We start from the raw sequence: 21,416 nt of genomic DNA, 5'->3' as shown, positions 1-21,416 counted from the left end.
CTCAGAAGGCGCAGGCGATGACGAGTTCGGGGGTGCGGTCGGGCAGCAGGTCGAGCTCGGCGATCCGGCCGGCCGCCCGGACGTCGTCGGCGATCAGGGTCAGCCGGTCGAGCAGGGCGGCCGGGCCGAGCGCCTCGGCCAGCGGCACGTCCGCCTTCATCGACAGTTTGCGCTCCGACTTGGCCCGGCGCACCTGGCCGAGCGCGTCGGCGGCGAGCCGCAGCAGCTCCGGGTCACCCGGCCCCTGCACCGCCCGACCCACCTCGTACGTGGTGGGCCAGGTGGCCCGGTGCACCGAGCCGTACCGCCACCACGACCAGACCTCCTCGGTGACGAAGGGCAGCACCGGGGCGAAGAGCCGCAACTGCACCGAGAGCGCGGTGGCCAGCGCGGCCCGGGCCGAGTCGGCCCCCGGCCCGGTGCCGTAGGCGCGCTCCTTCACCAGCTCGATGTAGTCGTCGCAGAACCGCCAGAAGAACGCCTCCGTCGCCATCAGCGCGGCGGTGTGGTCGTACCCGTCGAAGGCGGCGGTGGCCGCCCCCACCACGGCGGAGAGCTCGGTCAGCATGGCGGCGTCCAGCGGCTCGCGCGCCGGGGCGCGCAACGCGTCGGCGGCGCCCAGCCCGAGCACGAACTTCGACGCGTTGAGCAGCTTGGTGGCGAGCCGGCGGCCCACCTTGATCTGCGCCGGGTCGAAGGACAGGTCGGTGCCGGGCCGCCCGTTGGCCGCCCAGTAGCGGACCGCGTCCGAGCCGTTCCGTTCCAGCAGCTCCATCGGGGTGACCACGTTCCCCTTGGACTTGGACATCTTCTTCCGGTCCGGGTCGAGGATCCAGCCGGAGAGCTCCACGTCCCGCCAGGGCAGCACGCCGAACTCCAGGTGGGACCGGAGCACGGTGGCGAAGAGCCAGGTGCGGATGATGTCGTGCCCCTGCGGGCGCAGGTCCATCGGGAAGACCCGGGCGAACAGGTCCGGGTCGGTCTCCCAGCCGCCCACGATCAGCGGGGTCAGCGACGAGGTGGCCCAGGTGTCCAGCACGTCCGGGTCGCCGACGAACCCGCCGGGCACCCCGCGCTGCGCCTCCTCGAAGCCGGGCGGCGGCTCGCTGGACGGGTCGACCGGGAGGCGCGCCTCGTCCGGTGTGAGAGGCTGGGTCCAGTCCGGCTCGCCAGCGTCGTCGAGCCGGTACCACACCGGCACCGGCACGCCGAAGAAGCGCTGCCGGCTGACCAGCCAGTCACCGGTCAGGCCGCCCACCCAGTGCTCGTAGCGGTGCCGCATGTGCTCCGGCACCCAGCGCAGCTCCCGCCCCCGGGCCAGCAGTTCGTCGCGCAGCCCGGCGTCCCGGCCGCCGTTGCGCAGATACCACTGTCGGGTGGAGACGATCTCCAGTGGCCGGTCGCCCCGCTCGTAGAACTTGACCGGGTGGGTGACCGGGCGCGGCTCGCCGACCAGGTCGCCGGCGTCCGCGAGCAGTTCCACCAGGGTTCGCCGGGCGCCGTTGACGGTCTGCCCGGCCAGCGCCGCGTACGGCCCGGCCGGCACGCCGGCCGGCGGCTCGGGCAGCAGCCGCCCGTCCCGGCCGATCACCACCCGGGTGTCCAGCTCCAGGTCGCGCCACCAGGTCACGTCGGTGAGGTCACCGAAGGTGCAGACCATCGCGATGCCGGTGCCCTTGGCCGGGTCCGCCAGCGGGTGCGCGCGCACCGGCACCTCGACCGCGAACACGGGGGTACGCACCGCCGTGCCGACCAGGTCCGCGTACCGCTCGTCGTCGGGGTGGCAGACCAGCGCCACGCAGGCCGGCAGCAGCTCCGGACGGGTGGTGTCGATCAGCACCTCCGCACCGTCCGGCCGGTGGAAGCGCAGCCGGTGGTACGCGCCGGGCCGCTCCCGGTCCTCCAGCTCCGCCTGCGCCACCGCGGTGGCGAACCCGACGTCCCAGAGGGTCGGCGCCTCCGCCTGGTACGCCTCGCCCCGGGCCAGGTTGCGCAGGAACGCCCGCTGGCTGGTCGCCCGGGCCACCGGACCGATCGTGGTGTACGTCAGCGACCAGTCCACGGAGAGCCCGAGCCGCCGCCAGAGCGCCTCGAAGACCTGCTCGTCGTCGGCGGTGAGCCGGGCGCACAACTCGACGAAGTTGCGCCGCGAGACCGGGGTCGGGTTCTTCCGGGCGGCGTCGTCCACGGGTGCGGCCGGCGGCTCCCAGGCCGGGTCGTACGGCAGGGCCGGGTCGCAGCGCACCCCGTACACGTTCTGCACCCGCCGCTCGGTGGGCAGCCCGTTGTCGTCCCAGCCCATCGGGTAGAAGACCGTCCGGCCGCGCATCCGCTGGAACCGGGCCACCGTGTCGGTGTGCGTGTACGAGAAGACGTGCCCCATGTGCAGCTCACCGGAGACGGTCGGCGGCGGGGTGTCGATCGAGTACACGTCGGAGCTGCGGCCGGTCGCGCCGTCGACCCGTACCGCCGCCTTCGCCCGGTCGAACGTGTAGGTGCCGTCCTCCTGCCAGCGGCGTGCCCAGCTCTCCTCGAGACCGTCCAGGGTGGGACGCTCGGGGAGGCCGGCACGGGCCGTCCTCGCCGTATCGGTCATCGCCCGATCGTAGGCAGCCGGCGAGCCGGTCTCCACGGCTTTGTCGCCGACCGGCCGGCCCGTCGCGCGCCGGCCGGTCGGGGATCAGCGGGGGACCGGGCCGAGCGTCGGGGCCCTGGTGGCGAGCTGGAAGTAGGGCCGGCCACCGAGCCGGGCGTTGGCCCGGGACAGGATGGTGGAGACGGGCGCGTAGTGGTTGTGCTCGTCGGGGTTGGTGCACGGGCCGTCACCGGGGTCCCCGTCGGAGAGGATGCCGAGCGCCCGGCCGTCGGACTCGGTGAAGAGCGGGCTGCCGCTGTCGCCGGCCCGGGCGCAGATCCGGACGTCGATGCCGCCGTTGGTCTTGCCGTCGATCTGCCCGCACCGGGTGCCGGGCAGGTAGCCGGCGCCCGCGCCGGAGTCGACGTAGACCTCGCCGGACTTCGGCGTGTAGCCGGCGCCGGTGGCGCAGACCACCCAGCCGAGCTGGATCGCGCTGTACGCCACGTACCCGGTGACGGCCACGTCGCGGCTGCCGGTGCAGCGCGGGTTGTCTGCCACGCACCAGTAGTTGACCAGGCTGGGCGCCCCGGCGGTGCGGCTCGCCCAGTTGCTGAGCGCCCCCGGCTGGTACGGCATGATCGCGTAGTCGTTCGGGTAGGCGTTCTCCGCCGTCACCGGGTCGGTCGACTCGATCGAGACCGGGATCTTCGGGCCGAGGAACTGGTGCCACGTCCGGTCGACGTGCTGGTGCGTCGCGCTGAGCACGCAGTGCCCGGCGGTCAGGATGTACGGCGTGCCGGTGCGCGAGCGGAGGTTGAACCCGACCGTGCAACCGCCGACCGTGCCGTTGTCCCGGGGCACGTCGATCCGGATCCCGCCGCGCATCGGCGCGTCCGGGCAGTAGCGGGGGTCGCAGGCCTTCGGCACCACGCCGGCCGGGCGGGGGCGGGCCGTGGCGGACACGCCGGCCGCCGCGAGGGCCCCGGCCAGCCGGGTGTCGTCGGCGGCGATCCGGCCCCCGGTGAACACCGCCAGCGCGTTGCGCTGCGGGTCCACCACCACGTCCTCGCCGGGGGTCCCGCCGAGCGTGGTGGCCAGCCGGTCCGCCGCCTCGCTGAGCCGGCGCAGCGAGTGCCGGACGGTGACCACCCGGACGTGCCCGGCGTCCGGCGCGCCCGCGACCGCCCCGCGCACGGCGGTCCCGTCGGTGGTGGCGACGACGAGCACCCCACCGGCCGCCTGGTCCAGCCACATGCCGGCGTACGTGTCGGGCTCGTCGGCGGCGAGCCGTTCGGCGAGCGGGGCGGAGTATTCCTGGAGGGCGAGCCGCCGGGCCGCCTCGGTGGCCGAGAGCCGGTAACGCTCGCGCAGGTAGGCGACCGAGGCGGGCGCGGCGGCGGCGACCTGCGCGGCCGGCCGGGCGGCGGCCGGGGCGGAACCGGCGGCCGCCGGACGACCGGTCCTGGTGGCCGGCCCGGCCGGGTCGTCGCCGACCGGAGCGGCCTGCTCACCGGTCGCCGGCAGCGCCGGCCCGGCGGTCCTGCCGGCCTGCTCGGCGACGGTCGCGGCGACCGGTGTGCGGGCGGCATCACCACCCCTGGTCAGGACGACCGCGGTCGCCCCGATCGTGCACAGCACGGCCGCTGAAGCCACAGCCACCCGTCGGCGGATACGCACGCCGCGAACCTCCCCGTGTCGGCGGTGCCGACCGGCCCGCGTCGACGTCGGGTCGCCACCGGCGACCGGACGGACAGGCCGATCGATGTCCCGGCAGTCTAAGCGCCGGCCCGCCATCCGGTGGCCCCACCGCCCCCGCCGAGGGCCGGGCGGCCTCAGATCAGCGAGTCGCGCCACTGCCGGTGCAGGGTGGCGTACCGGCCGCCGGTGGCGGCCAGCACGGCGGGCGGCCCGTCCTCCACGATCCGGCCGCCGTCGAGCACCAGCACCCGGTCGGCGGTCTCCACGGTGGAGAGCCGGTGCGCGATGACCAGCGCGGTCCGGTCCCGCAGCACCTGACGCAGGGCCCGCTGCACCAGGCGCTCGGTCGGCACGTCCAGTGACGAGGTGGCCTCGTCGAGGATCAGCACCCGGGGGTCGGCGAGGAACGCCCGGGCGAACGCGACGAGCTGGCGCTGCCCGGCGGAGAGCCGGCCGCCACGGCGGTGCACCTCGGTGGCGTACCCGTCGGGGAGCGCGGCGATGAAGTCGTGCGCGCCGATCGCCCGGGCGGCGGCCTCCACCGCCGCGTCGTCCGCGTCCGGGCGACCGAACCGGATGTTCTCCGCCACCGAGCCGCTGAACAGGTGGTTCTCCTGGGTGACCAGCACGATCGCCCGGCGCAGCTCGGCGTCGGCCAGCTGTCGGAGGTCGACCCCGTCGAGGCTGACCGTGCCGGCGGCCGGGTCGTGGAACCGGGCCAGCAGCTTGGCGACGGTGGACTTGCCGGCGCCGGTCGGGCCGATCAGCGCGACGGTCTGCCCGGCCGGCACGGTCAGCTCCAGACCGGCCAGGATCGGCGCCTCCGGGCGATAGCCGAAGGTCACCTGCCGGAACACCACGGTGCCCCGGCCCGGCCCGGCGGGCAGCGGCACCGGGTGGGCCGGCTCGGCCACCGCCGGCCGTTCGTCGAGCACCCCGGCCAGCTTCTCCAGCGCGGCGGTGGCCGACTGGAGGGCGTTGTAGAACTGGCTCAGCTCCTCCATCGGCTCGAAGAAGCGGCGCAGGTAGAGCAGGAACGCGGCGAGCACCCCCACCTCGGTCCGGCCGCCCAGCACCCGCATGCCGCCGTACCCGAGCACCAGCGCGGCGGTCAGGTTGCCGATCAGCCGGATGCCGGGGGAGTAGACCGCGATCAGCCGGAACGCCCGCAGGCTCGCCTCCCGGTAGTCGTCGTTGACGGCCGCGAAGATGCGCTGGTTGCGCGCCTCCCGGCGGTACGCCTGCACCGCGCGGATGCCCCGCAGCGACTCGACGAAGTGCACGATGACCAGCGCCACCGCCTCCCGGGTCCGGCGGTACGCCCCGGCCGAGGCGCGGGCGAACCAGCGGGAGAGCCAGACCAGGAACGGGAAGGCCAGCAGGGTCACCGCCGCCAGCGGCAGGTCCAGCCAGAGCAGGATGCCCGCCACCGACAGCACCGACAGCGCGGCCAGCACCAGCTTGTCGATGCCGCCGTCGACCAGCTCGGCGATCGACTCCAGGTCACTGGTCAGCCGGGACACCATCCGCCCGGAGGTGTAGCGCTCGTGGAAGCCGACGTCGAGGCGGAGGAAGTGGGCGTACACCCGCTGGCGGAGGTCGAGCAGGACGGCCTGGCCGATCCGGGCGGCCAGGGTCAGGAAGCCGCGCCGGGCCGCGTACTCGGTGCCGGCGGCGACGGCGAACGCGGCGGCCACCGCGACCAGCGGGCCCGCGTCGCCGGCCCGCAGCGGGCCGATGCCCCGGTCGATGCCGAGCATGACCAGGTACGGCCCGGCCATCGCGGCGGCGTTCTGGGTCAGCAGCAGCACCACGGCCAGCCCCAGCGGACGCCGGTGCGGGCGGAGCAACTGCCCGAGCAGCACCCGGCTGCGGGCGCGCAGCCGGGCCACCGCCTCCGGCGAGCCCTCCTCGGCCCGGCTGCGGTCGGCGTCCGGGTCGGTGGCCCGCCCCCGCCACCGGGACAGGTCGAGCCGCTCGTCGCCACGGGGGCGGGGGACCCGGTGGACCCCGGCGGGGTCGGTCACGACCGCACCAGGCCCACGCCCCCGGGCCGCCGGTCCGGCTCGGCGGAGAGCACCGCCCGGTACGCCGGCACCTCGGCGAGCAGCTCCGAGTGGGTGCCGACGGCGACGATCCGCCCCCCGTCGAGCAGGGCCACCCGGTCGGCGAGCGCCACCGTGGACGGGCGGTGCACCACCAGCAGCGCGGTGGTGTCCCGCAGCACCCGCCGCAGCGCCGCCTCCACCAGCGCCTCGGTCTGCACGTCGAGCGCGGAGAGCGGGTCGTCGAGGACCAGCAGCGCCGGCCGGCCGAGCACCGCCCGGGCCAGCGCCAGCCGTTGCCGCTGCCCGCCGGAGAGGGAGAGCCCCTGCTCACCGACCCGGGTGGCCAACCCCCACGGCAGCTCGTACGCGAACTCGGCCTGGGCCAGCGCGAGCGCGGCGCGTACCTCGTCCTCGCCGGCGTCCGGCCGGCCCAGGGTGAGGTTCTCCCAGACCGACATGGAGAACAGGGTCGGCTCCTCGAACGCCACCCCGACCAGCCGGCGCAACGAGCCCAGCCGCAGGTCGCGCAGGTCGTGCCCGTCCAGGGTGATCCGCCCGCCGGTGACCTCGTGCAGCCGGGGGACCAGCGAGAGCAGGGTGCTCTTGCCGCTGCCGGTCGCGCCGGCCAGGGCCAGCGTCTCGCCCGGCTCGATGGTCAGGTCGATCCCGCGCAGCACCGGCGCGCCCGTGCCGGGGTAGCGGAAGCCGACCCCCTCGAAGCACAGCCGGCCGCGCACCCGGTCCCGGTCCAGCGGCCGCGCGTGCGGCGCGTCCACGATGGTGGGCGGGGTGTCCCGGACCTCCTGGATCCGGTCGGCGGCGGTCGCCGCCTCCTGCGCGTTGGCGATGATCCAGCCGAGCGACTGCACCGGCCAGATCAGCATGAGCTGGAGGCTGACGAAGGCGACCAGCCCGCCGATGGTCAGACCGTCCCGGGCCACCGCCACCGCACCGGCGACCAGCACCACGCCGAGGGTCAGGTTGGGCACCAGGTCGAACAGCGCCGAGGTGCGGGCCAGCAGCCGGGCCTTGTCGATGCCGGTGTCGTGCAGGGCGCGGGCACCGCCGCCGAACCGTGCCGCCAGTTCCGGCCCGCGCCCGTACGCCCGCATGGTGCGCAGCCCTTGCGCGGTCTCCTCGACCAGGGTGGCGACGTCGCCCTGCTGGTCCTGCATCCGGCGGGAGGTCGCGTGGTAGTGCCGGGCGAACCGGCGGCTGATCAGGAACAGCGGCACGGCGCTGGCGGCCACCAGTAGCCCGAGGCCGGCGTGCAGCCGGATCAGCAGCACCACCACGGCCGCGTAGGTGACCAGGTTGAGCACCAGGAAGAGCAGGCCGAAGGAGAGGAACCGGCGGATCACGGAGAGGTCGCTGGTGACCCGGGAGAGCAGCTGGCCGGTCTGCCAGCGGTCGTGACAGCCGGCCGGCAGCCGTTGCAGGTGCGCGTAGAGGTCGGCGCGGATCGCCGCCTCCATGCCGACCGAGGAGGACGACTGGGTCCACCGCCGGATGAAGATCAGCACCGCCTCGGCGACGCCGAGCAGCAGGGCGAGGCCGCCCAGCCGGAGCAGCCCCGCCTCGTCGTGCCGGGCCACCGGCCCGTCCACCACCCGCTGCACCACCAGGGGTACGGCCAGGCTCGCCGCCGTGGCGGCCAGGGCGGCGAGCAGCAGCCAGGCGAACTCACCCGCGTACGGGCGCAGGTAGGGGTGCAGCCGCCAGAGGTTGCGCAGCGGATGGGCGCGGCCGTGGGGACGCGCCGCCGGATCGCCGTCGCTCTGCGCGGGCACTACCCGACGGTAGCCGCCGGGGGCGACACCGGGGCTGTCAGCTAGCCGTCAGCCGTCCCTCATGCCCGAGAAGCCACTTCTTCACGTCCAGTCCCCACCGGTAGCCGCCCAGGGTCCCGTCGGTCCGCAGCACCCGGTGGCAGGGCACGAAGAGCGCCACGGCGTTGCGGGCGCAGGCCGCCGCGGCGGCGCGTACCGCGGCGGGCCGCCCGGCCAGCCCGGCGAACCCGGTGTACGTCACCGGGTCGCCCGGTTTCACCTCGCGCAGCACCTGCCAGGCGTGGCTCATGAAGGGCCCGCCCGTGTGCTGCCGCACCCGCACCGCGTCGATCGCGGCCAGGTCACCGGCCAGGTACGCCCGCACCGCCGCGCTCACCGGCCCCAGGTCGACCCGCTCGCGCAGGTCGCCCCGCAGGCTCGGGTGCATCAGCGGGAGCAGGGCGGCCGGATCGGCGGTGAAGCCGGCGGCGCGGACCGCCCCGGTGGGGTCGGCCAGCACGGCGAACGGGCCGGCCTGGGTGTCGATGATCGTGCTGTCCAGTGTGGTCATGCCGCTCTCCAGAGTCGGATGGTCGCGTACGACCGCCAGGGGCGCCAGCGGTCCGCGTACCGGTCGAGGTGCTTCGGGTCGTCGGGCAGGCCGAGCGCGGCGGCGCCCCGGCGTACGCCCAGGTCGGTGGGGAGCAGGACGTCCGGGTCGCCGAGCGCCCGCATCGCCACGTAGCCGGCGGTCCACGGCCCGATCCCGGGCAGCGCCAGCAGCCGCCGGACCGTCTCCTCCCGGTCCCCGCCCGGCGCCAGGTCCAGCTCCCCCTCGGCGACCGCCCGGGCCAGCCCGCGCAGCGCCTCCCGCCGCGCCGAGGGCATCCGGAACGCGCTGTCGTCGGCCCCCAGCACCTCCTCGGCCGAGGGAAACCCCACCGCGCCGGCCGGGATCGTGGACCGGATCAGGTGGGTGAGGGTGGTGCGGGCGGAGCGGAGGGAGACCTGTTGGGTGGTGATCGCCCGGACGGCCGTTTCGAAGCCGTCGACGGCGTGCGGGAGGCGTACCCCCGGCTCCCGACGGACCTGGTCGGCCAGGGCGGGATCCTCGGCCAGGGTGGTGTCGATCGCCACCGGGTCGGCGTCCAGGTCGAGCAGGCGCCGGCAGCGGGCCACCGCCGGGGCCAGGTCGCGCAGGTCGGCCAGGCGCAGCGTGGCCGCCACGTGCCCGTCGGCCGGCGTCAGCGCGGCCGTGCCGGTGCCGTGCGGCAGTCGCAACCCCCGGTGGTACGTCCCGTCGCGCACCTCCTCCACGTCGGGCAGCGCCCGCAGGGCGAGGAAGTCGAGCAGTGCCGCCCCGTGCAACGGCGGCCGGTACGCCAGCCGCAGCGAGATGGTGCCCGCCCCGCCCGGCGCGGGCCGGCCGCCCCGGGTCACCCGCAGCTCCGACGGAGTCGCCGCGTACACCTCGCGCAGCGTCTCGTTGAACTGCCGGACGCTGCCGAAGCCGGCGGCGAACGCGATCTCCGCCATGCCCAGGCCGGTGGTCTCGATGAGGATCCGGGCGGTCTGCGCGCGCTGCGCCCGGGCCAGCGCGAGCGGCCCGGCCCCCAGCTCGGCGTGCAGCATCCGGTGCAGGTGCCGTTCCGTGTAGCCGAGCCGGGCGGCCAGCCCCGGCACCCCGTCCCGGTCCACCACCCCGTCCGCGATCAGCCGCATCGCCCGCCCCACCACGTCCGCCCGCACGTCCCACTGGGGTGAGCCGGGGGCGGCGTCCGGCCGGCAGCGCCGACAGGCCCGCAGCCCGGCTCCCTGCGCGGCGGCGGCCGACGGGAAGAACCGGACGTTCTGCCGCTTCGGCGTCATCGCCGGACAGGACGGCCGGCAGTAGATGCCGGTCGAGGTCACGCCGGTGTAGAACCAGCCGTCGAAACGCTGGTCGCGGCTGTCCACGGCCCGATAGCACCGTTCGAAGTCCAACTCCACGCCATCGATACTGCCTCGCAGCTCACGCCCCCGGCTGGCGGGATTCGGACCTGGCCGTACCGCACCCCGGGTCCGCCCCGCCCGAGGTGCGTGATCATGAAGTTGTCGCCGAGGAAGGGGCGGCGTTCCGGAGGCGACAACTTCATGATCACCAGGGCGGGTCGGGGTGGGTGGGTGGGGTGAGGCGGGGTGGGGTTGGGGCTTGGTGTCGGTGCAGGTGGGGGGCGGGATCCGTGGTGGGGCAAGGGATCTCGGCGCGGAAAAGTGTCGGTAGTGGTCGGTACCGTCCCCGCCACCAACTCAGGGAAAAGGGTGCGGGGAGATGGCGAGCGTGGCCGGGCGGGGTGCCCGCTGATGCGGTCGGGGCGGATCCGGCTGGACCGCGCGGTGGTGCAGAGCTTCTACGACCGGATGCGGGTGGTGGCGCCGGCCGCGTACGGCGCGATCGAGCGGGACCGTGCCGACGACCCGGGGCGGGCCTTCGCCGAGACCGCCTGTGGCCGGCTGGCCGGCTCGCTCGACCCGGCGGGGCTGCGCGCCCTGGGCATGTGGGCGCACCACTGGTGCATGCGCTTCTACGACGACGACACCCGGGTCGGGGTCCGGCTGGTCCGGGAGATCGCCGGCCGGGCCGGGCTGGGCTGGACGGTGGACGAGGTGCGCTGGCTGCTCGACCAGTCGTATGCGGCCGGTCCTGCGGCGGCGCACCGGTTCGTGCTGCCCCGGGCCGCCGCCGCCGAGCTGCCGGCGGGCGCGCTGTCCGAGGGGGACGACGGGCCGGTCGAGTTCCCCCGGCTGCTCGCCGGCTGACCGGGCCGGCCGGCCTGGCCGAGCACCATCGCGCCGACCGCGATGGCGAACCCGGCGAGCTGGACCGGACCGAGCGCCTGGTCGAGCGCCAGCCAGCCGAGCGCGGCGGCGGTCAGCGGGCTGAGCGCGCCGAGCACCGACACCCGGGTCGCCGGCAGCCGGGCCGCGCCCCGGAACCAGAGCACGTACGCGAGCGCGGTGCCCACCAGCCCGAGCCAGGCGTACCCGAGCAGGGCCGGGGTGTCGAGCGCGGGCGGTGCGCCCTCGACGGCGGCGGCGACCGGCAGGATCAGCAGGCCGCCCGCGACGAGCTGCCAGCTGGTCGCGGCGAGGATGCCGACACCGGCCGGCCGTCCCCAGCGCCGGGTGAGCACCAGTCCGGCGGCCATGGCGGCGGTGCCGGCGAGGCCCGCGGCCACCCCCAGCGGGTCGAGGCCGGCGTCGGGGCGCAGCACCACCAGCGCGACGCCCAGCGGCGCGGTGAGCGCGGCGAGCAGCGGCAGCCGACCGGGCCGCTCGCCGAGCAGGGCCACGCCGAGCGCCGCGACCAGCAGTGGCTGGGCCGCGCCGAGCACCGCCGCCGTGCCGCCGGGCAGCCGGTACGCGGCGACGAAGAGCAGCGGGAAGAAGGCGCCGATGTTGAGCGCGCCGAGCGTGACCGAGCGCCACCACCACTGGCCGGTGGGCCGGCGGCGGGTGACGGCGAGCAGCACCAGCCCGGCGGGCAGGGCGCGCAGCGCCCCGGACCAGAGCGGCCGGTCGGCGGGCAGCAGCTCGGCGGTGACCAGGTAGGTCGTGCCCCAGGTGGCCGGGGCGGCGGCGGTGGGCAGGACGTCCGTCCAGTGACGCGGCATGACGCCTCTTTTCTCGATGCTAAGTAGCTTAGCGCTAAGCTAATCAGTGTCGAGGAAGAAGGGAAGTGCGAGGTGCGGCACAATCCGGGCGTGGCAGCGGACGAGGTCGACGCGATCGTCGAGCAGTGGCGTCGGGAGCGCGCCGGCCTGCGCCCCGAGCCGATGGCCGTCTTCGGGCGGATCTACCGGCTCGCGCGGCTGGTCGGCGACCGCCAGGAGCGGGTCTACGCGGGCTGGGGGATCGGCCGGGGCGAGTTCGACGTGCTGGCGGCGCTGCGCCGCTCCGGCGCGCCGTACACGCTGGCCCCGAAGGCGCTCTCCGCCACCCTGATGCTCACCTCCGGCGGGATGACCGGGCGGCTCGACCGGCTGGAACGGTCCGGGCTGGTCCGCCGCGCGCCCGACCCGGCGGACCGACGGGCGCTGCGGGTCAGCCTGACCCCGGCGGGGCTGCGGGTGGTCGAGGAGTCGGTCGAGGCCGGGCTCGCGGTCCAGCGCCGCATCCTCGACGCGCTGCCCGCCGACGACCAGCGACGACTGGGCGACCTGCTCCGCGCCCTGCTGGCCGCGGCCGAGGCCGACACCCCGGACCAGCCGGGCCCGGACAGCTCCGGCCCGGACCGGCCGGGTCCGGAGACGGCCGGCCCGGACGGGGTCGAGGGACCGGGCCGGGTGGGCCGGCCACGCCGGGCATGATGATCGGGACCGCCGCCGACCGAAGGGGATGACGCATGCCCGCCAGCGAACCGACCATCGTCGCCACCAGCATGGGTTTCAGCAGCCGCCGTCGCGGTCCGTGGGACGCCCAGCCCGGGCCGGTCTTCGACCTGATGGCGGAGCTGGCGCAGGCCGGTGACGCGCCGCGGATCTGCTACCTCAACCAGGCCGCCGGCGACCAGCCCACCTCGCTGACGATCTTCCACGGCGCCTTCGCCGGCACCCGGTACCGCGCCTCCCACCTGGCGCTCTTCCCGATGCCGAACGTCGACGACATCCGCGCCCACCTGCTCGCCCAGGACGTGATCTGGGTCGGCGGCGGCAGCGTCGCCAATCTCTGCGCGGTGTGGCGGGTGCACGGCCTGCCGGAGATCCTGCACGAGTGCTGGCAGGCCGGCGTGGTGCTGGGCGGGGTCTCCGCCGGTTCGATCTGCTGGCACCTGGGCGGGGCCACCGACAGCTACGGCCCGACCCTGCGGCCGTTCACCGAGGCGCTGGGCTGGCTGCCGTACGGCAACGGGGTGCACTACGACAGCGAGGCGCAGCGCCGACCGCTGATGCACCGGCTGGTGGCCGAGGGCACGCTGCCGACCAGCCACTGCACCGACGACGGCGTGGGGCTGGTCTACCGGGGCACCCGGCTGGCCGAGGCGGTCGCCGACCGGCCGGGGGTGGCCGCGTACGAGGTCAGCCGGGCCGAGGACGGCGCTGCCCGGGAGACCCGGATCGAGCCCCGGCTGTTGACCGCTCAGTCCGGCTGAGCCGGCCGGCGGCGGACCGCCGCGAAGACCTGGGCCAGCTCGGCCGCGTCCTCCCCGGCGTGGTGGGTGTGCGGCAGGTCGGTCAGGTCGAGCCGGTGCTTGATCGTGCCCTTGCGGGTGTCCCGCCACTCGACGCCGGTCAGCCCCATCCAGTAGCTGCGCAGGTCGACGCCGGAACCGGTGGCGCCGAACGGGCTGTGCCCGAGGAACCGGACGAAGTACCAGTGCACGAACATGCCGTCCCAGACCGCCGGGGCGGCCAGGAACACCGGCCGGCCGATCCGGCGCAGCCCGTTCACCCAGGTCGCGGCGGCCCGCATCGCCTCCTCGGCGGTGGGGGCCTCGCGCAGCAGCCGGTCCCGGTCCAGCCCGGAGACGGCCAGCGCGGCAGGCACGTACTCGTCGGAGATCGGGCGCAGCTCGGTGTAGAAGGTCAGGTCGGGGCGACCGGTCACGGCCATGCCCAGTGAGATCATGCTGTACGGCCCGGGGATCGGCCCGTCCGCCTCCACGTCCACGGCGACGTACAGCTCGGGCAGTCGGTCGGTCACCGCCGCACGCTAGCAACGGACGCCCGGTGACCGCCGTCCCTTTTCCGCGCCCGGCCGCCCTGCCTGCCCGGTGCCGGCGGCCCAGCGCGTAAGCTGGCTCGTCGTGAGTCTCACCATCGGCATCGTCGGCCTGCCCAACGTGGGCAAGAGCACCCTGTTCAACGCGCTGACCAAGAACGACGTGCTCGCCGCGAACTATCCGTTCGCCACCATCGAGCCGAACGTCGGCGTGGTCGGGCTCCCCGACGAGCGGCTGACCAAGCTCGCCGAGATCTTCAGCTCCCAGAAGGTCCTGCCGGCGCCGGTCTCCTTCGTCGACATCGCCGGCCTGGTCCGGGGCGCCTCCAAGGGGCAGGGCCGGGGCAACGCGTTCCTGGCCAACATCCGGGACGCCTCGGCGATCTGCCAGGTGGTGCGCGCCTTCTCCGACCCGAACGTGGTGCACGTCGACGGCAAGGTCTCCCCGGCCGACGACATCGAGACGATCAACACCGAGCTGATCCTGGCCGACCTCCAGACCCTGGAGAAGGCGCTGCCCCGGCTGGAGAAGGAGGCCAAGCTCCGCAAGGACCGGGCCGCCGCCGTGACGGCCGCCAAGCAGGCCGTCGAGGTCCTGGACGGCGGCACCACCCTGTACGCGGGCGCCGCCGCCGCCAAGATCGAGCTGGAGCACCTGCGCGAGCTGCACCTGCTCACCACCAAGCCGTTCCTCTACGTCTTCAACGTCGACGAGGCCGAGCTGGGCAACGCCGAGTTCCTCGACGAGCTGCGCGCCCTGGTCGCGCCGGCCGAGGCGGTCTTCATGGACGCCAAGATCGAGTCCGAGCTGGTGGACCTGCCCGAGGAGGAGGCCCGCGAGCTGCTGGAGTCGATCGGCCAGTCGGAGCCGGGTCTGGACCAGCTCGTCCGCGTCGGCTTCCGTACCCTCGGGCTCCAGACGTACCTGACGGCCGGCCCCAAGGAGGCGCGGGCCTGGACCGTCCCGGTCGGGGCGACCGCGCCGGAGGCCGCCGGGGTCATTCACAGCGACTTCCAGCGTGGCTTCATCAAGGCCGAGGTGGTCTCCTACGCCGACCTGGTCGCGGCCGGATCGATGGCGGCGGCGAAGGCCGCCGGCAAGGTCCGGATCGAGGGCAAGGAGTACGTCATGCAGGACGGCGACGTGGTGGAGTTCCGCTTCAACGTGTAGCGCCCGGTTTCCCGACCGCCCGACGTGGCCGGTCCGGACAGCAGGCTCGCGGCGAGGGGTCGGGTCTTCGGATCCGGCCCCTCGCCGTGTCCGGTGCGCGGCCCGTGGTCGAGCCGGGCGCGCACCGGGTCTGGCACCATGGCCCCGTGCGGCAGTATCCTGTCCGGCCGCTGGCCACCGCGCTGGCCGGCGTCGACGTGGCGCTCGTGGGCCTGTTCCCCGGGAAGGACCGCGAGTACGGCGCGAAGCTCGACCTGCTGGCGGCCGCCGTGCGGGCCCAGGGCGGGCGGGTGGTGAGCCGGCACGTCCAGCGGCGTGGCGTCTCGGCGGGCGGAGCGGCCCGGATGGCCGAGCCGTTCTCCCGGCGGACCCTGCTCAGCCCCGGCAAGGCAGGTGAGGTCGCGCGGGCGTGCCGGGCCGCCGAGGTCGGGGTCGCGGTGTTCCTGAACCCGCTCACGCCGCACCAGCGGACCGTGCTCACCGAGCTGTTCGGGTGCCCGGTGGTCAGCGGCGTGGACCTCTTCCCGCTCAGCCCCTGACGTCGTCGGTTCCGGGCAGCTCGGCGAGGAGCTGCGCGACCCGGGCGCGGATCTCGTCGCGCACCTGCCGGACGACGTCCAGGGACTGGCCGGCGGGGTCGGTGAGCTGCCAGTCCTCGTAGCGCTTGCCGGGGAAGACCGGGCAGGCGTCGCCGCAGCCCATGGTGACGATGACGTCGCTGGCCTCGGCCGTGTCCCAGGTGAGCTTGGCCGGCGTCCGGCCGGTGATGTCGATGCCCACCTCCCGCATCGCCTCGACGGCCACCGGGTTGATCCGGTCGGCGGGCGCGCTGCCGGCGGAGCGGACCTCGACGGAGTCGCCGCCGAGGTGGCGCAGCCAGCCGGCGGCCATCTGGGAGCGACCGGCGTTGTGTACGCAGACGAAGAGGACGCTGGGCTTGCTCATCGGGTGTCGGTCTCCGGGGTGAGATGGGGTACGACCACGGCGTCCGCCGTCCGGGCGGCGTCCGGGTACCAGGCGGCGAGGGCGGCGATCGCGACCACGCCGCCGACGAGTTGGGCGGCCACGAAGCCGGGCACGGAGGCCGGGGCGATGCCGGCGAAGGTGTCGGTGAATGCCCGGCCGACGGTGACGGCGGGATTGGCGAACGAGGTCGACGAGGTGAACCAGTAGGCGGCCCCGATGTACGCGCCGACCGCGGCCGGCGCGGCGGAGGTGCGGCCGGAGCGGGCGAGGGCGAAGACCAGCAGGACCAGGCCGGCCGTGGCGACCACCTCGGCCAGCCACAGCTGACCGCCGGTGCGGTCGGTGCCCGACCAGGCGACGGCCGGCAGCCCGAACATCAGGTCGGCCAGCACCGCCCCGACGATCGCGCCGGCGGTCTGGGCGACGACGTAGGCGGCGAGGTCCCGGGCGGTCAGGCCGGTGCCGGCGCGCCGGCCGAGCCACCAGTCGACGGCGGAGACGACCGGGTTGAAGTGCGCGCCGGAGACCGGGCCGAAGGTGAGGATCAGCGCGCCCAGGGCGAGGGCGGTGGCGATCGCGTTCTCCAGCAGTTGCAGCCCGACGTCGGTGGGGGAGAGCCGGGCGGCGGCGATCCCGCTGCCGACCACGGCGGCGACGAGCAGGGCGGTGCCGGCGAACTCCGCCGAGGCGCGCCGGGCGAGGGTGAGGCTCACGCGCCGCCGCCGGTGGCCGAGATCTCCAGCAGCGCGCCGAGCTGCCGGAACGCGTCGGGCCTGACCCGGTACCAGACCCAGGTGCCGCGTCGCTCGGAGTCGACCAGGCCGGCCTCGCGGAGCAGCTTCAGGTGGTGCGAGATGGTCGGCCCGGAGAGGTCGAACGCCGGGGTCAGGTCGCAGACGCAGATCTCCGGCACCGAGGCGATCATCGACATCAGCCGCAGCCGGACCGGGTCGCCCAGGGCCTTGAACATGGGTGCGACCACCGCGGCCTGCTCGGGGGCCAGCGGCCGGGCCGCGATCGGCGAGCAGCAGGCGACCGCGGTCAGGTCCACCACCGGCAGCGCTTGTTTCGACATTTCTCTAGGTTGACAGATCTCGAAGCAGGGTGCAACGTAGGGACTGCTTCGAAGAACTTCTAGACAAGGATGGCAGCGATGGCCCAGCAGTCCCGTGTCCAGCTCGCCCTGCGGGTGTCCGACCTCGAAGGCTCCGTGGCCTTCTACACCAAGCTCTTCGGCGTCGAGCCGGCCAAGCGCCGCCCCGGCTACGCGAACTTCGCCGTCCAGAACCCGCCGCTCAAGCTCGTCCTGCTCGAAGGCGAGGCCGAGCAGCCCACCGTCCTGGACCACCTCGGCGTCGAGGTGGCCAGCACCGACGAGGTCACCGCCGCCACCCGGCGCCTCACCGAGTCCGGCCTGATCACCTTGGAGGAGAACGACACCGAGTGCTGCTACGCCCTCCAGGACAAGGTCTGGGTGCGCGGCCCCGGCGACGAGCCCTGGGAGGTCTACACCGTCAAGGCCGACTCCCCGCAGCTGGCCAAGGCCACCGAGAGCGCCTGCTGCACCCCCGCCGGCGAGGCGCAGCCCGCCACCGCCGCAGCGGCCGCGAACTGCTGCTGACCCGTCCCGCCGTCAGCTGCCCGTCCCCGGTTCCCCGGCCGGCGGACGGGCCCGGCGGAGCTGGGCGCGTACCCCGTCGAGCAGCGCCGCCACCTCGTCCGCGAGCGCCTCGACCGGCCGGGTGCCGTCGAGCTCGACGGTCGCCCCGCGACGCAACAGCGGCTCGACCTCACGGGTGTACCGCCGGATCTCCGCCCGCTGCCCGGCCGTCCCGCCGTACGGGTTGTCGGTGCGGTCGCGGACCCGGTCGAGCAGGACGTCGATCGGGGCGCTCAGCAGCACGACCTGGTCGAAGCGGTGGTAGAACCGGCCCTGGTTCTCCACCGTCCCGGAGACGGCGAGCGGGCCCCGTCCCGCCAGCAGCGCGGCCATCCGGGGCTCGTCCCACCGGCCGTCGGCCGTGGTCCAGCCGTCGTAGTCGGTGTCCACGGTCCGGTAGCCGCGGCCGGCCAACGCGCGCAGCAGCGTCGTCTTGCCCGCCCCGGACATCCCGGTGATCAGCACCCGCGCCATCGGCCGCCTACCGGGCGCGGCGACGGAACAGGACGAGCCAGAAGAGCACCGCGACGACGATCGCGGCCGTTCCGGCCGCCACTGCGGTGGGGACGCCGTGCACGGCCGCGTAGCCGGCGGCTGCCGCGAGGAGCCCGGCGACACCCGCCGCCGGCCCGCTCTGGGCCCAGGTGAGCAGCGGAAACGCGCGGGCCCCCGACACGCCGAACAGGAGGCAGCCGACGGTTACGACCAGGAGGACGACCACGGACCGGTCGTCGGTCGACCCGTCGCCGGCCGCCCACCAGCGCAGGAGCGGCACGCCCCCGCCGGGCAGGGCCGCCAGCAGCACGCCGGAGGCGACGGCCCAGCGGCGCATCCTCCGGTGGTGCCGGACCGCCCTGTTCGCCGGAGGGCTGTCCGGATTCGCCCGGAGGGCCTGCTGGACCAACTCCCGGAACCGGGTGGGGTCGCGGTCGACCCGGAGCACGCTCCACGCGAGCAGGCTGAGCGCCTCCGGGTCGTCCGGCGCGAGCCGCACCGCGTGCTGCGCGTCCGCGTACGAGTCCTCGGGTCTGTCGAGCAGGAGACGGGCCAGCGCCCTGTGCCGGTGGGCCGCGACGTCGGTGGGATCGAGGTCGATCGCCCGGCCCGCCGCCTCGACGGCGAGGGCGTGGCGACCGAGCCCGATCAGGGCGCCGGCGAGGCGGCGCCAGGCCACGTTGTCGGCCGGATCTGCCGCCAGGTGCTCGCGCAGGAGCGCGACCGCCGGCGCGAACTGCTCGGCCCGAGCCAGTTCGGCTGCCCGGGCGACCGCGTCGGGCTCGTCGGTGGTCTGCGGCGTCATGCGGCTGCTCCTCGTCCCTGCCCGATCGGGGGCAAGGAAGTATCACCCACCGGTAGGACGGTGGCCCATGGGAGACGGCGCTCAGCCGCCCGGGCAGCGGGTGTCGCCGCCGCTGCGCTCGTGGCACCCGAGCACCGGCGTCCCCGGGGCGGGCGGCGGTGTCGACTCCCGGTACGCCCGGGCGGCCGACGGCAGCGCGGGCACACCGAGCACCACGGCCAGGACCAGGAGGGCAACGGCCGTGCGGGCCCGTCCCAACCCGTACGCGACCAGTGCGATCAGCGCCGGTCCGCCCGCCCCCACCAGCAACAGGACCATCATGGGGTCGTCATGCCGACCAGCCTCACGGGGGCGGGTCGGGGGCGCCTGAGTCGGCGTACTCAGCGCTCGGGCGCTCCGGTAGCACCGGCCCGGCGACGGCCAGGTCCGCCTCCCGCGGGCGACGAGGTCGGTCGTGCCCACCTAGCTCTGGGGCGGCTCGTGGGCGACCGCGGCGTGGGGCGTGCACCGCTCGCCCGGCCGGTAGCCGGCACCGTCTCTGGGCGCATCTGTTGTCGCCCCCGGCGACGACAGATGCACCCGAAGCTGTGGCGGGATCAGGCGGGGCGGGTCAACTCGACCTCGTCGGCGGCCAGGACCTCGACGCCGCCGCGCGGGTCGCGGACCTCGAGCACCGGTACGCCCTCGTCGAGTTGCATCGCCCGGCGCTCCTTGCCACTCGGCATCCGGGCGACGACCGACGCGCCCGGCACCAACTCGACCTGACGCCGCTCCGGCGTCTGTCGGATGTAGCTGCCGTGTCCGCGCACGGTCTTGACGAGGCCCTCGGAGCGGAGCAGCGCGACTGCCATTCGGACGGCCTCCCGGCCGACTCCGTGTTCCTGGGTGAGCCGTGCCTCGCTGGGAAGTGCCGACCCGGGCCGCAGTTCTCCCGTCTCGATCTGCTCTCGGAGCAGGTTGGCGAGTTGCACGTAGACCGGCGTGTGCGAGTGCGGATCGATGGTCATGGGCAGAGCCTTGTTCCCCTATGGGCAAGGGTGGTTGTGCCCCTGAGCCCCTGACCGCAGTGACAGAAGGTGGTCGGGTGGAAACGCTCGAACATGCCGACTGGTGATCGGCCCTGCTGTCGTACTGCTGATCGGAGCTGCGGTGGTGGGGCTGGGTGGTCGGCCCGTGCGCGGCGGGCGGGCTCGGCCACCCCTTCCGGACCTGACGCGAAAGGGGTGGGACCACCGTGCGAGCGTTGCTACGGGGACTGCGCCGAAACGAGCGGCCGCGACGCTTCCCGTCGACGTGCTACCGCTCCTCGACGTACACCCCGCTGTCACCGGGCCAGGTGCGCGGGCGACGGTTCCGCGCGACCCGGCTGGGACGGCGCGGACTGGACCCGGCGGAGGTGACGGAGTTCCTGGACCGGGTGGCCGACGACCTGGCCTCCGCGTACCGGGCGCCGGGGGAGAGCCGGCGGGAGACGGCGCGGATCAGGGACGCGTTGCGCCGCTGGCAGTCCGAGCAGGCCCAGCAGCGGCAGAACGCCGGACGGTACCGGTGACCGCCGAGCGGGAACGTTTCGTCATCCACCTGCCGGTCGCCGCCGCAGACCTCACCGGTGCCGTACGCCTGGCCCGGGTGGTGGCCCGCTGGGCCGGCGTGTTGTCGACGGCCGATCCGGGGGAGACCACCGTGTCGGCCGAGGACGAGCAAGGCGTACGCCATCGGGTCTTCTGTGACCTGCGGCTGCCCGGAGGTAGGCGCTGCCTGCTGCGGGCCGACCACCACGGGCCCTGCGCCCGGCGGGTGACCCGGTGACGCCCGGGTCCGCTCAGCCCTGCCGCAGGGCGTCCTCCACGCCGGTCTCGTGCCGGCCGAGCTGCGCCGGGTCGCGCCCGGAGAGCAGGTCCAGCGCGGCCTTCACGCAGGCGCCGTACTCCCGGGCGGCGCTGATCCGCCAGCGGCCGTACCGGCGGGCGCTGTCGTCGCCCACCCCGTTCGCGTCGATGCCCAGGTGCCGGCAGAGCGACACGGCCCGGGGCAGGTGGAAGGACTGGGTCACCACGGTGGCCCGGTCCACCCCGAAGATCCGCTTCGCCCGGGCACACGAGTCGTACGTGTCGAAGCCGGCGTAGTCGAGCACCACCTGCCGGGCCGGCACGCCCCGCTCGACCAGCCAGCGCCGCATCGCGTCCGGCTCGTTGTAGTCGTGGTGCATGTTGTCGCCGGAGACCAGGATCGCGCGGACCTTGCCGGCGGCGAGCAGCCGCCGGGCGATCTCCAGCCGGGCGGCGAGGAACGGGGACGGCTCGCCGTCCGGCCCCACCTTCGTGCCGAGCACCAGGGCGACGGGCGCCGACGGCACCTCGGCCTCCGGGTAGAGGTGGCCGGCCGCGCCGGCCCGGACCCACGTCGCGCTGCCCACGGTCGCGCCCGCCAGCAGCAGCCCGCCGACCACCCCTGTCAGGAGTACGCGGCGCAGCAGCCGCCGGCGTCGCCCGCACCACTGCCCGACCGCCTCGACCATTCCCCGCA

The 21,416-nt window shown here is 75.1% G+C and carries 23 protein-coding genes and 1 pseudogene; 8 read left to right on the top strand and 16 right to left on the bottom strand.

From position 1 onward, the window contains the following. Position 1 precedes the first annotated feature (1 nt). The 6 genes from valS to GA0070611_RS18265 all read right to left on the bottom strand — a co-directional run bounded on the left by valS (position 2) and on the right by GA0070611_RS18265 (position 10,082). Positions 2 to 2,596, bottom strand: a complete 2,595-nt coding sequence (valS, locus tag GA0070611_RS18290; protein ID WP_091665889.1) for a valine--tRNA ligase — start codon at positions 2,594 to 2,596, stop codon at positions 2 to 4. Positions 2,597 to 2,680: 84 nt separating this feature from the next. After that, positions 2,681 to 4,237, bottom strand: a complete 1,557-nt coding sequence (locus GA0070611_RS18285) for a trypsin-like serine protease (RefSeq protein WP_157740346.1) — start codon at positions 4,235 to 4,237, stop codon at positions 2,681 to 2,683. A gap of 173 nt (positions 4,238 to 4,410) precedes the next feature. Further along, a complete protein-coding gene (locus GA0070611_RS18280) occupies positions 4,411 to 6,303 on the bottom strand; it encodes an ABC transporter ATP-binding protein (protein WP_091665885.1) in 1,893 nt (630 codons plus the stop codon). Beyond that, a complete protein-coding gene (locus tag GA0070611_RS18275) occupies positions 6,300 to 8,114 on the bottom strand; it encodes an ABC transporter ATP-binding protein (RefSeq protein ID WP_091665883.1) in 1,815 nt (604 codons plus the stop codon). The genes GA0070611_RS18280 and GA0070611_RS18275 overlap by 4 nt, the downstream gene beginning before the upstream one ends. Positions 8,115 to 8,151: 37 nt before the next feature. Further along, positions 8,152 to 8,664, bottom strand: coding sequence for a methylated-DNA--[protein]-cysteine S-methyltransferase (locus tag GA0070611_RS18270; RefSeq protein WP_091665881.1), 513 nt, complete (start codon positions 8,662 to 8,664; stop codon positions 8,152 to 8,154). Further along, positions 8,661 to 10,082 (bottom strand): DNA-3-methyladenine glycosylase 2, encoded by a 1,422-nt coding sequence (locus GA0070611_RS18265; RefSeq protein WP_091665879.1) that lies wholly within the window; start codon positions 10,080 to 10,082, stop codon positions 8,661 to 8,663. Before GA0070611_RS18265 ends, GA0070611_RS18270 begins: the two co-directional genes overlap by 4 nt. Before the next feature lie 354 nt (positions 10,083 to 10,436). Between GA0070611_RS18265 and GA0070611_RS31935 the strand changes: the two genes are divergently transcribed. Continuing rightward, on the top strand, positions 10,437 to 10,892 hold the full coding sequence (locus GA0070611_RS31935; protein ID WP_231921158.1) for a hypothetical protein: 456 nt from the start codon (positions 10,437 to 10,439) through the stop codon (positions 10,890 to 10,892). A gap of 80 nt (positions 10,893 to 10,972) precedes the next feature. On the opposite strand, the pseudogene GA0070611_RS18260 reads toward GA0070611_RS31935, so the two are convergent. Then, positions 10,973 to 11,746 (bottom strand): annotated as a pseudogene (locus GA0070611_RS18260) (EamA family transporter); the annotation flags it as partial. Between the two features lie 90 nt (positions 11,747 to 11,836). Between GA0070611_RS18260 and GA0070611_RS18255 the strand changes: the two are divergent. Together GA0070611_RS18255 and GA0070611_RS18250 are read left to right on the top strand one after the other, a co-directional pair. Next, positions 11,837 to 12,442 carry a MarR family winged helix-turn-helix transcriptional regulator gene (locus GA0070611_RS18255; protein WP_091665875.1) on the top strand — a complete coding sequence of 202 codons (606 nt, stop codon included), beginning with the start codon at positions 11,837 to 11,839 and terminating at the stop codon, positions 12,440 to 12,442. Positions 12,443 to 12,477: 35 nt separating this feature from the next. Next, the gene (locus tag GA0070611_RS18250; protein ID WP_091665873.1) at positions 12,478 to 13,224 is read left to right on the top strand and encodes a Type 1 glutamine amidotransferase-like domain-containing protein; all 747 of its coding nucleotides are present in this window, start codon (positions 12,478 to 12,480) and stop codon (positions 13,222 to 13,224) included. On the opposite strand, the gene GA0070611_RS18245 is transcribed toward GA0070611_RS18250, so the two are convergent. After that, on the bottom strand, positions 13,212 to 13,775 hold the full coding sequence (locus GA0070611_RS18245; RefSeq protein WP_091665870.1) for a 3'-5' exonuclease family protein: 564 nt from the start codon (positions 13,773 to 13,775) through the stop codon (positions 13,212 to 13,214). The two genes, GA0070611_RS18250 and GA0070611_RS18245, sit on opposite strands and share 13 nt — an antisense overlap. Before the next feature lie 103 nt (positions 13,776 to 13,878). Here GA0070611_RS18245 and ychF point away from each other — a divergent pair, with 103 nt between their 5' ends. Continuing rightward, entirely contained in the window at positions 13,879 to 14,964 is a 1,086-nt protein-coding gene (gene ychF, locus GA0070611_RS18240; RefSeq protein WP_091665867.1) for a redox-regulated ATPase YchF, read from the top strand. Between the two features lie 146 nt (positions 14,965 to 15,110). After that, positions 15,111 to 15,503, top strand: a complete 393-nt coding sequence (locus tag GA0070611_RS18235; protein WP_197675737.1) for an HflX-like GTP-binding protein — start codon at positions 15,111 to 15,113, stop codon at positions 15,501 to 15,503. On the opposite strand, the gene GA0070611_RS18230 is transcribed toward GA0070611_RS18235, so the two are convergent. The 3 genes from GA0070611_RS18230 to GA0070611_RS18220 are packed head-to-tail and all read right to left on the bottom strand — an operon-like array spanning position 15,493 to position 17,005. Then, the gene (locus tag GA0070611_RS18230; protein WP_091665864.1) at positions 15,493 to 15,909 is read right to left on the bottom strand and encodes an arsenate reductase ArsC; all 417 of its coding nucleotides are present in this window, start codon (positions 15,907 to 15,909) and stop codon (positions 15,493 to 15,495) included. The genes GA0070611_RS18235 and GA0070611_RS18230 overlap by 11 nt on opposite strands. Next, a complete protein-coding gene (locus GA0070611_RS18225; RefSeq protein ID WP_091665861.1) occupies positions 15,906 to 16,643 on the bottom strand; it encodes an aquaporin in 738 nt (245 codons plus the stop codon). The genes GA0070611_RS18230 and GA0070611_RS18225 overlap by 4 nt, the downstream gene beginning before the upstream one ends. After that, positions 16,640 to 17,005, bottom strand: coding sequence for an ArsR/SmtB family transcription factor (locus GA0070611_RS18220; RefSeq protein ID WP_091665858.1), 366 nt, complete (start codon positions 17,003 to 17,005; stop codon positions 16,640 to 16,642). The genes GA0070611_RS18225 and GA0070611_RS18220 overlap by 4 nt, the downstream gene beginning before the upstream one ends. 78 nt (positions 17,006 to 17,083) lie before the next feature. On the opposite strand from GA0070611_RS18220, the gene GA0070611_RS18215 reads away from it, so the two are divergent. Beyond that, entirely contained in the window at positions 17,084 to 17,551 is a 468-nt protein-coding gene (locus GA0070611_RS18215) for an ArsI/CadI family heavy metal resistance metalloenzyme (RefSeq protein ID WP_091665856.1), read from the top strand. Positions 17,552 to 17,563: 12 nt separating this feature from the next. Here GA0070611_RS18215 and GA0070611_RS18210 read toward each other — a convergent pair whose 3' ends face one another. The 4 genes from GA0070611_RS18210 to GA0070611_RS18195 all read right to left on the bottom strand — a co-directional run bounded on the left by GA0070611_RS18210 (position 17,564) and on the right by GA0070611_RS18195 (position 19,897). Further along, positions 17,564 to 18,064: an AAA family ATPase gene (locus tag GA0070611_RS18210; RefSeq protein WP_091665854.1), complete on the bottom strand. Its 501-nt coding sequence runs from the start codon at positions 18,062 to 18,064 to the stop codon at positions 17,564 to 17,566. A gap of 7 nt (positions 18,065 to 18,071) precedes the next feature. Then, a complete protein-coding gene (locus GA0070611_RS18205; protein WP_091665852.1) occupies positions 18,072 to 18,890 on the bottom strand; it encodes a tetratricopeptide repeat protein in 819 nt (272 codons plus the stop codon). An 81-nt stretch (positions 18,891 to 18,971) separates the two neighbouring features. Beyond that, positions 18,972 to 19,211 (bottom strand): hypothetical protein, encoded by a 240-nt coding sequence (locus tag GA0070611_RS18200; protein ID WP_091665850.1) that lies wholly within the window; start codon positions 19,209 to 19,211, stop codon positions 18,972 to 18,974. Between the two features lie 275 nt (positions 19,212 to 19,486). Next, a complete protein-coding gene (locus tag GA0070611_RS18195; protein WP_091665847.1) occupies positions 19,487 to 19,897 on the bottom strand; it encodes a GntR family transcriptional regulator in 411 nt (136 codons plus the stop codon). 227 nt (positions 19,898 to 20,124) lie between these two features. Between GA0070611_RS18195 and GA0070611_RS18190 the strand changes: the two genes are divergently transcribed. Beyond that, entirely contained in the window at positions 20,125 to 20,442 is a 318-nt protein-coding gene (locus GA0070611_RS18190; RefSeq protein ID WP_091665844.1) for a DivIVA domain-containing protein, read from the top strand. Next, entirely contained in the window at positions 20,439 to 20,699 is a 261-nt protein-coding gene (locus GA0070611_RS18185; protein WP_091665842.1) for a hypothetical protein, read from the top strand. Before GA0070611_RS18190 ends, GA0070611_RS18185 begins: the two co-directional genes overlap by 4 nt. Positions 20,700 to 20,712: 13 nt before the next feature. On the opposite strand, the gene GA0070611_RS18180 is transcribed toward GA0070611_RS18185, so the two are convergent. After that, positions 20,713 to 21,408 carry a SanA/YdcF family protein gene (locus GA0070611_RS18180; RefSeq protein ID WP_091665839.1) on the bottom strand — a complete coding sequence of 232 codons (696 nt, stop codon included), beginning with the start codon at positions 21,406 to 21,408 and terminating at the stop codon, positions 20,713 to 20,715. Between the last annotated feature and the right edge of the window lie 8 nt (positions 21,409 to 21,416).

This window comes from Micromonospora auratinigra (genome assembly GCF_900089595.1).
In the GTDB taxonomy this organism is placed as follows: Bacteria; Actinomycetota; Actinomycetes; order Mycobacteriales; family Micromonosporaceae; genus Micromonospora; species Micromonospora auratinigra.
Note: the sequence above shows the minus strand (reverse complement) of the source record. Positions and strands in the feature narration are given on the sequence as shown.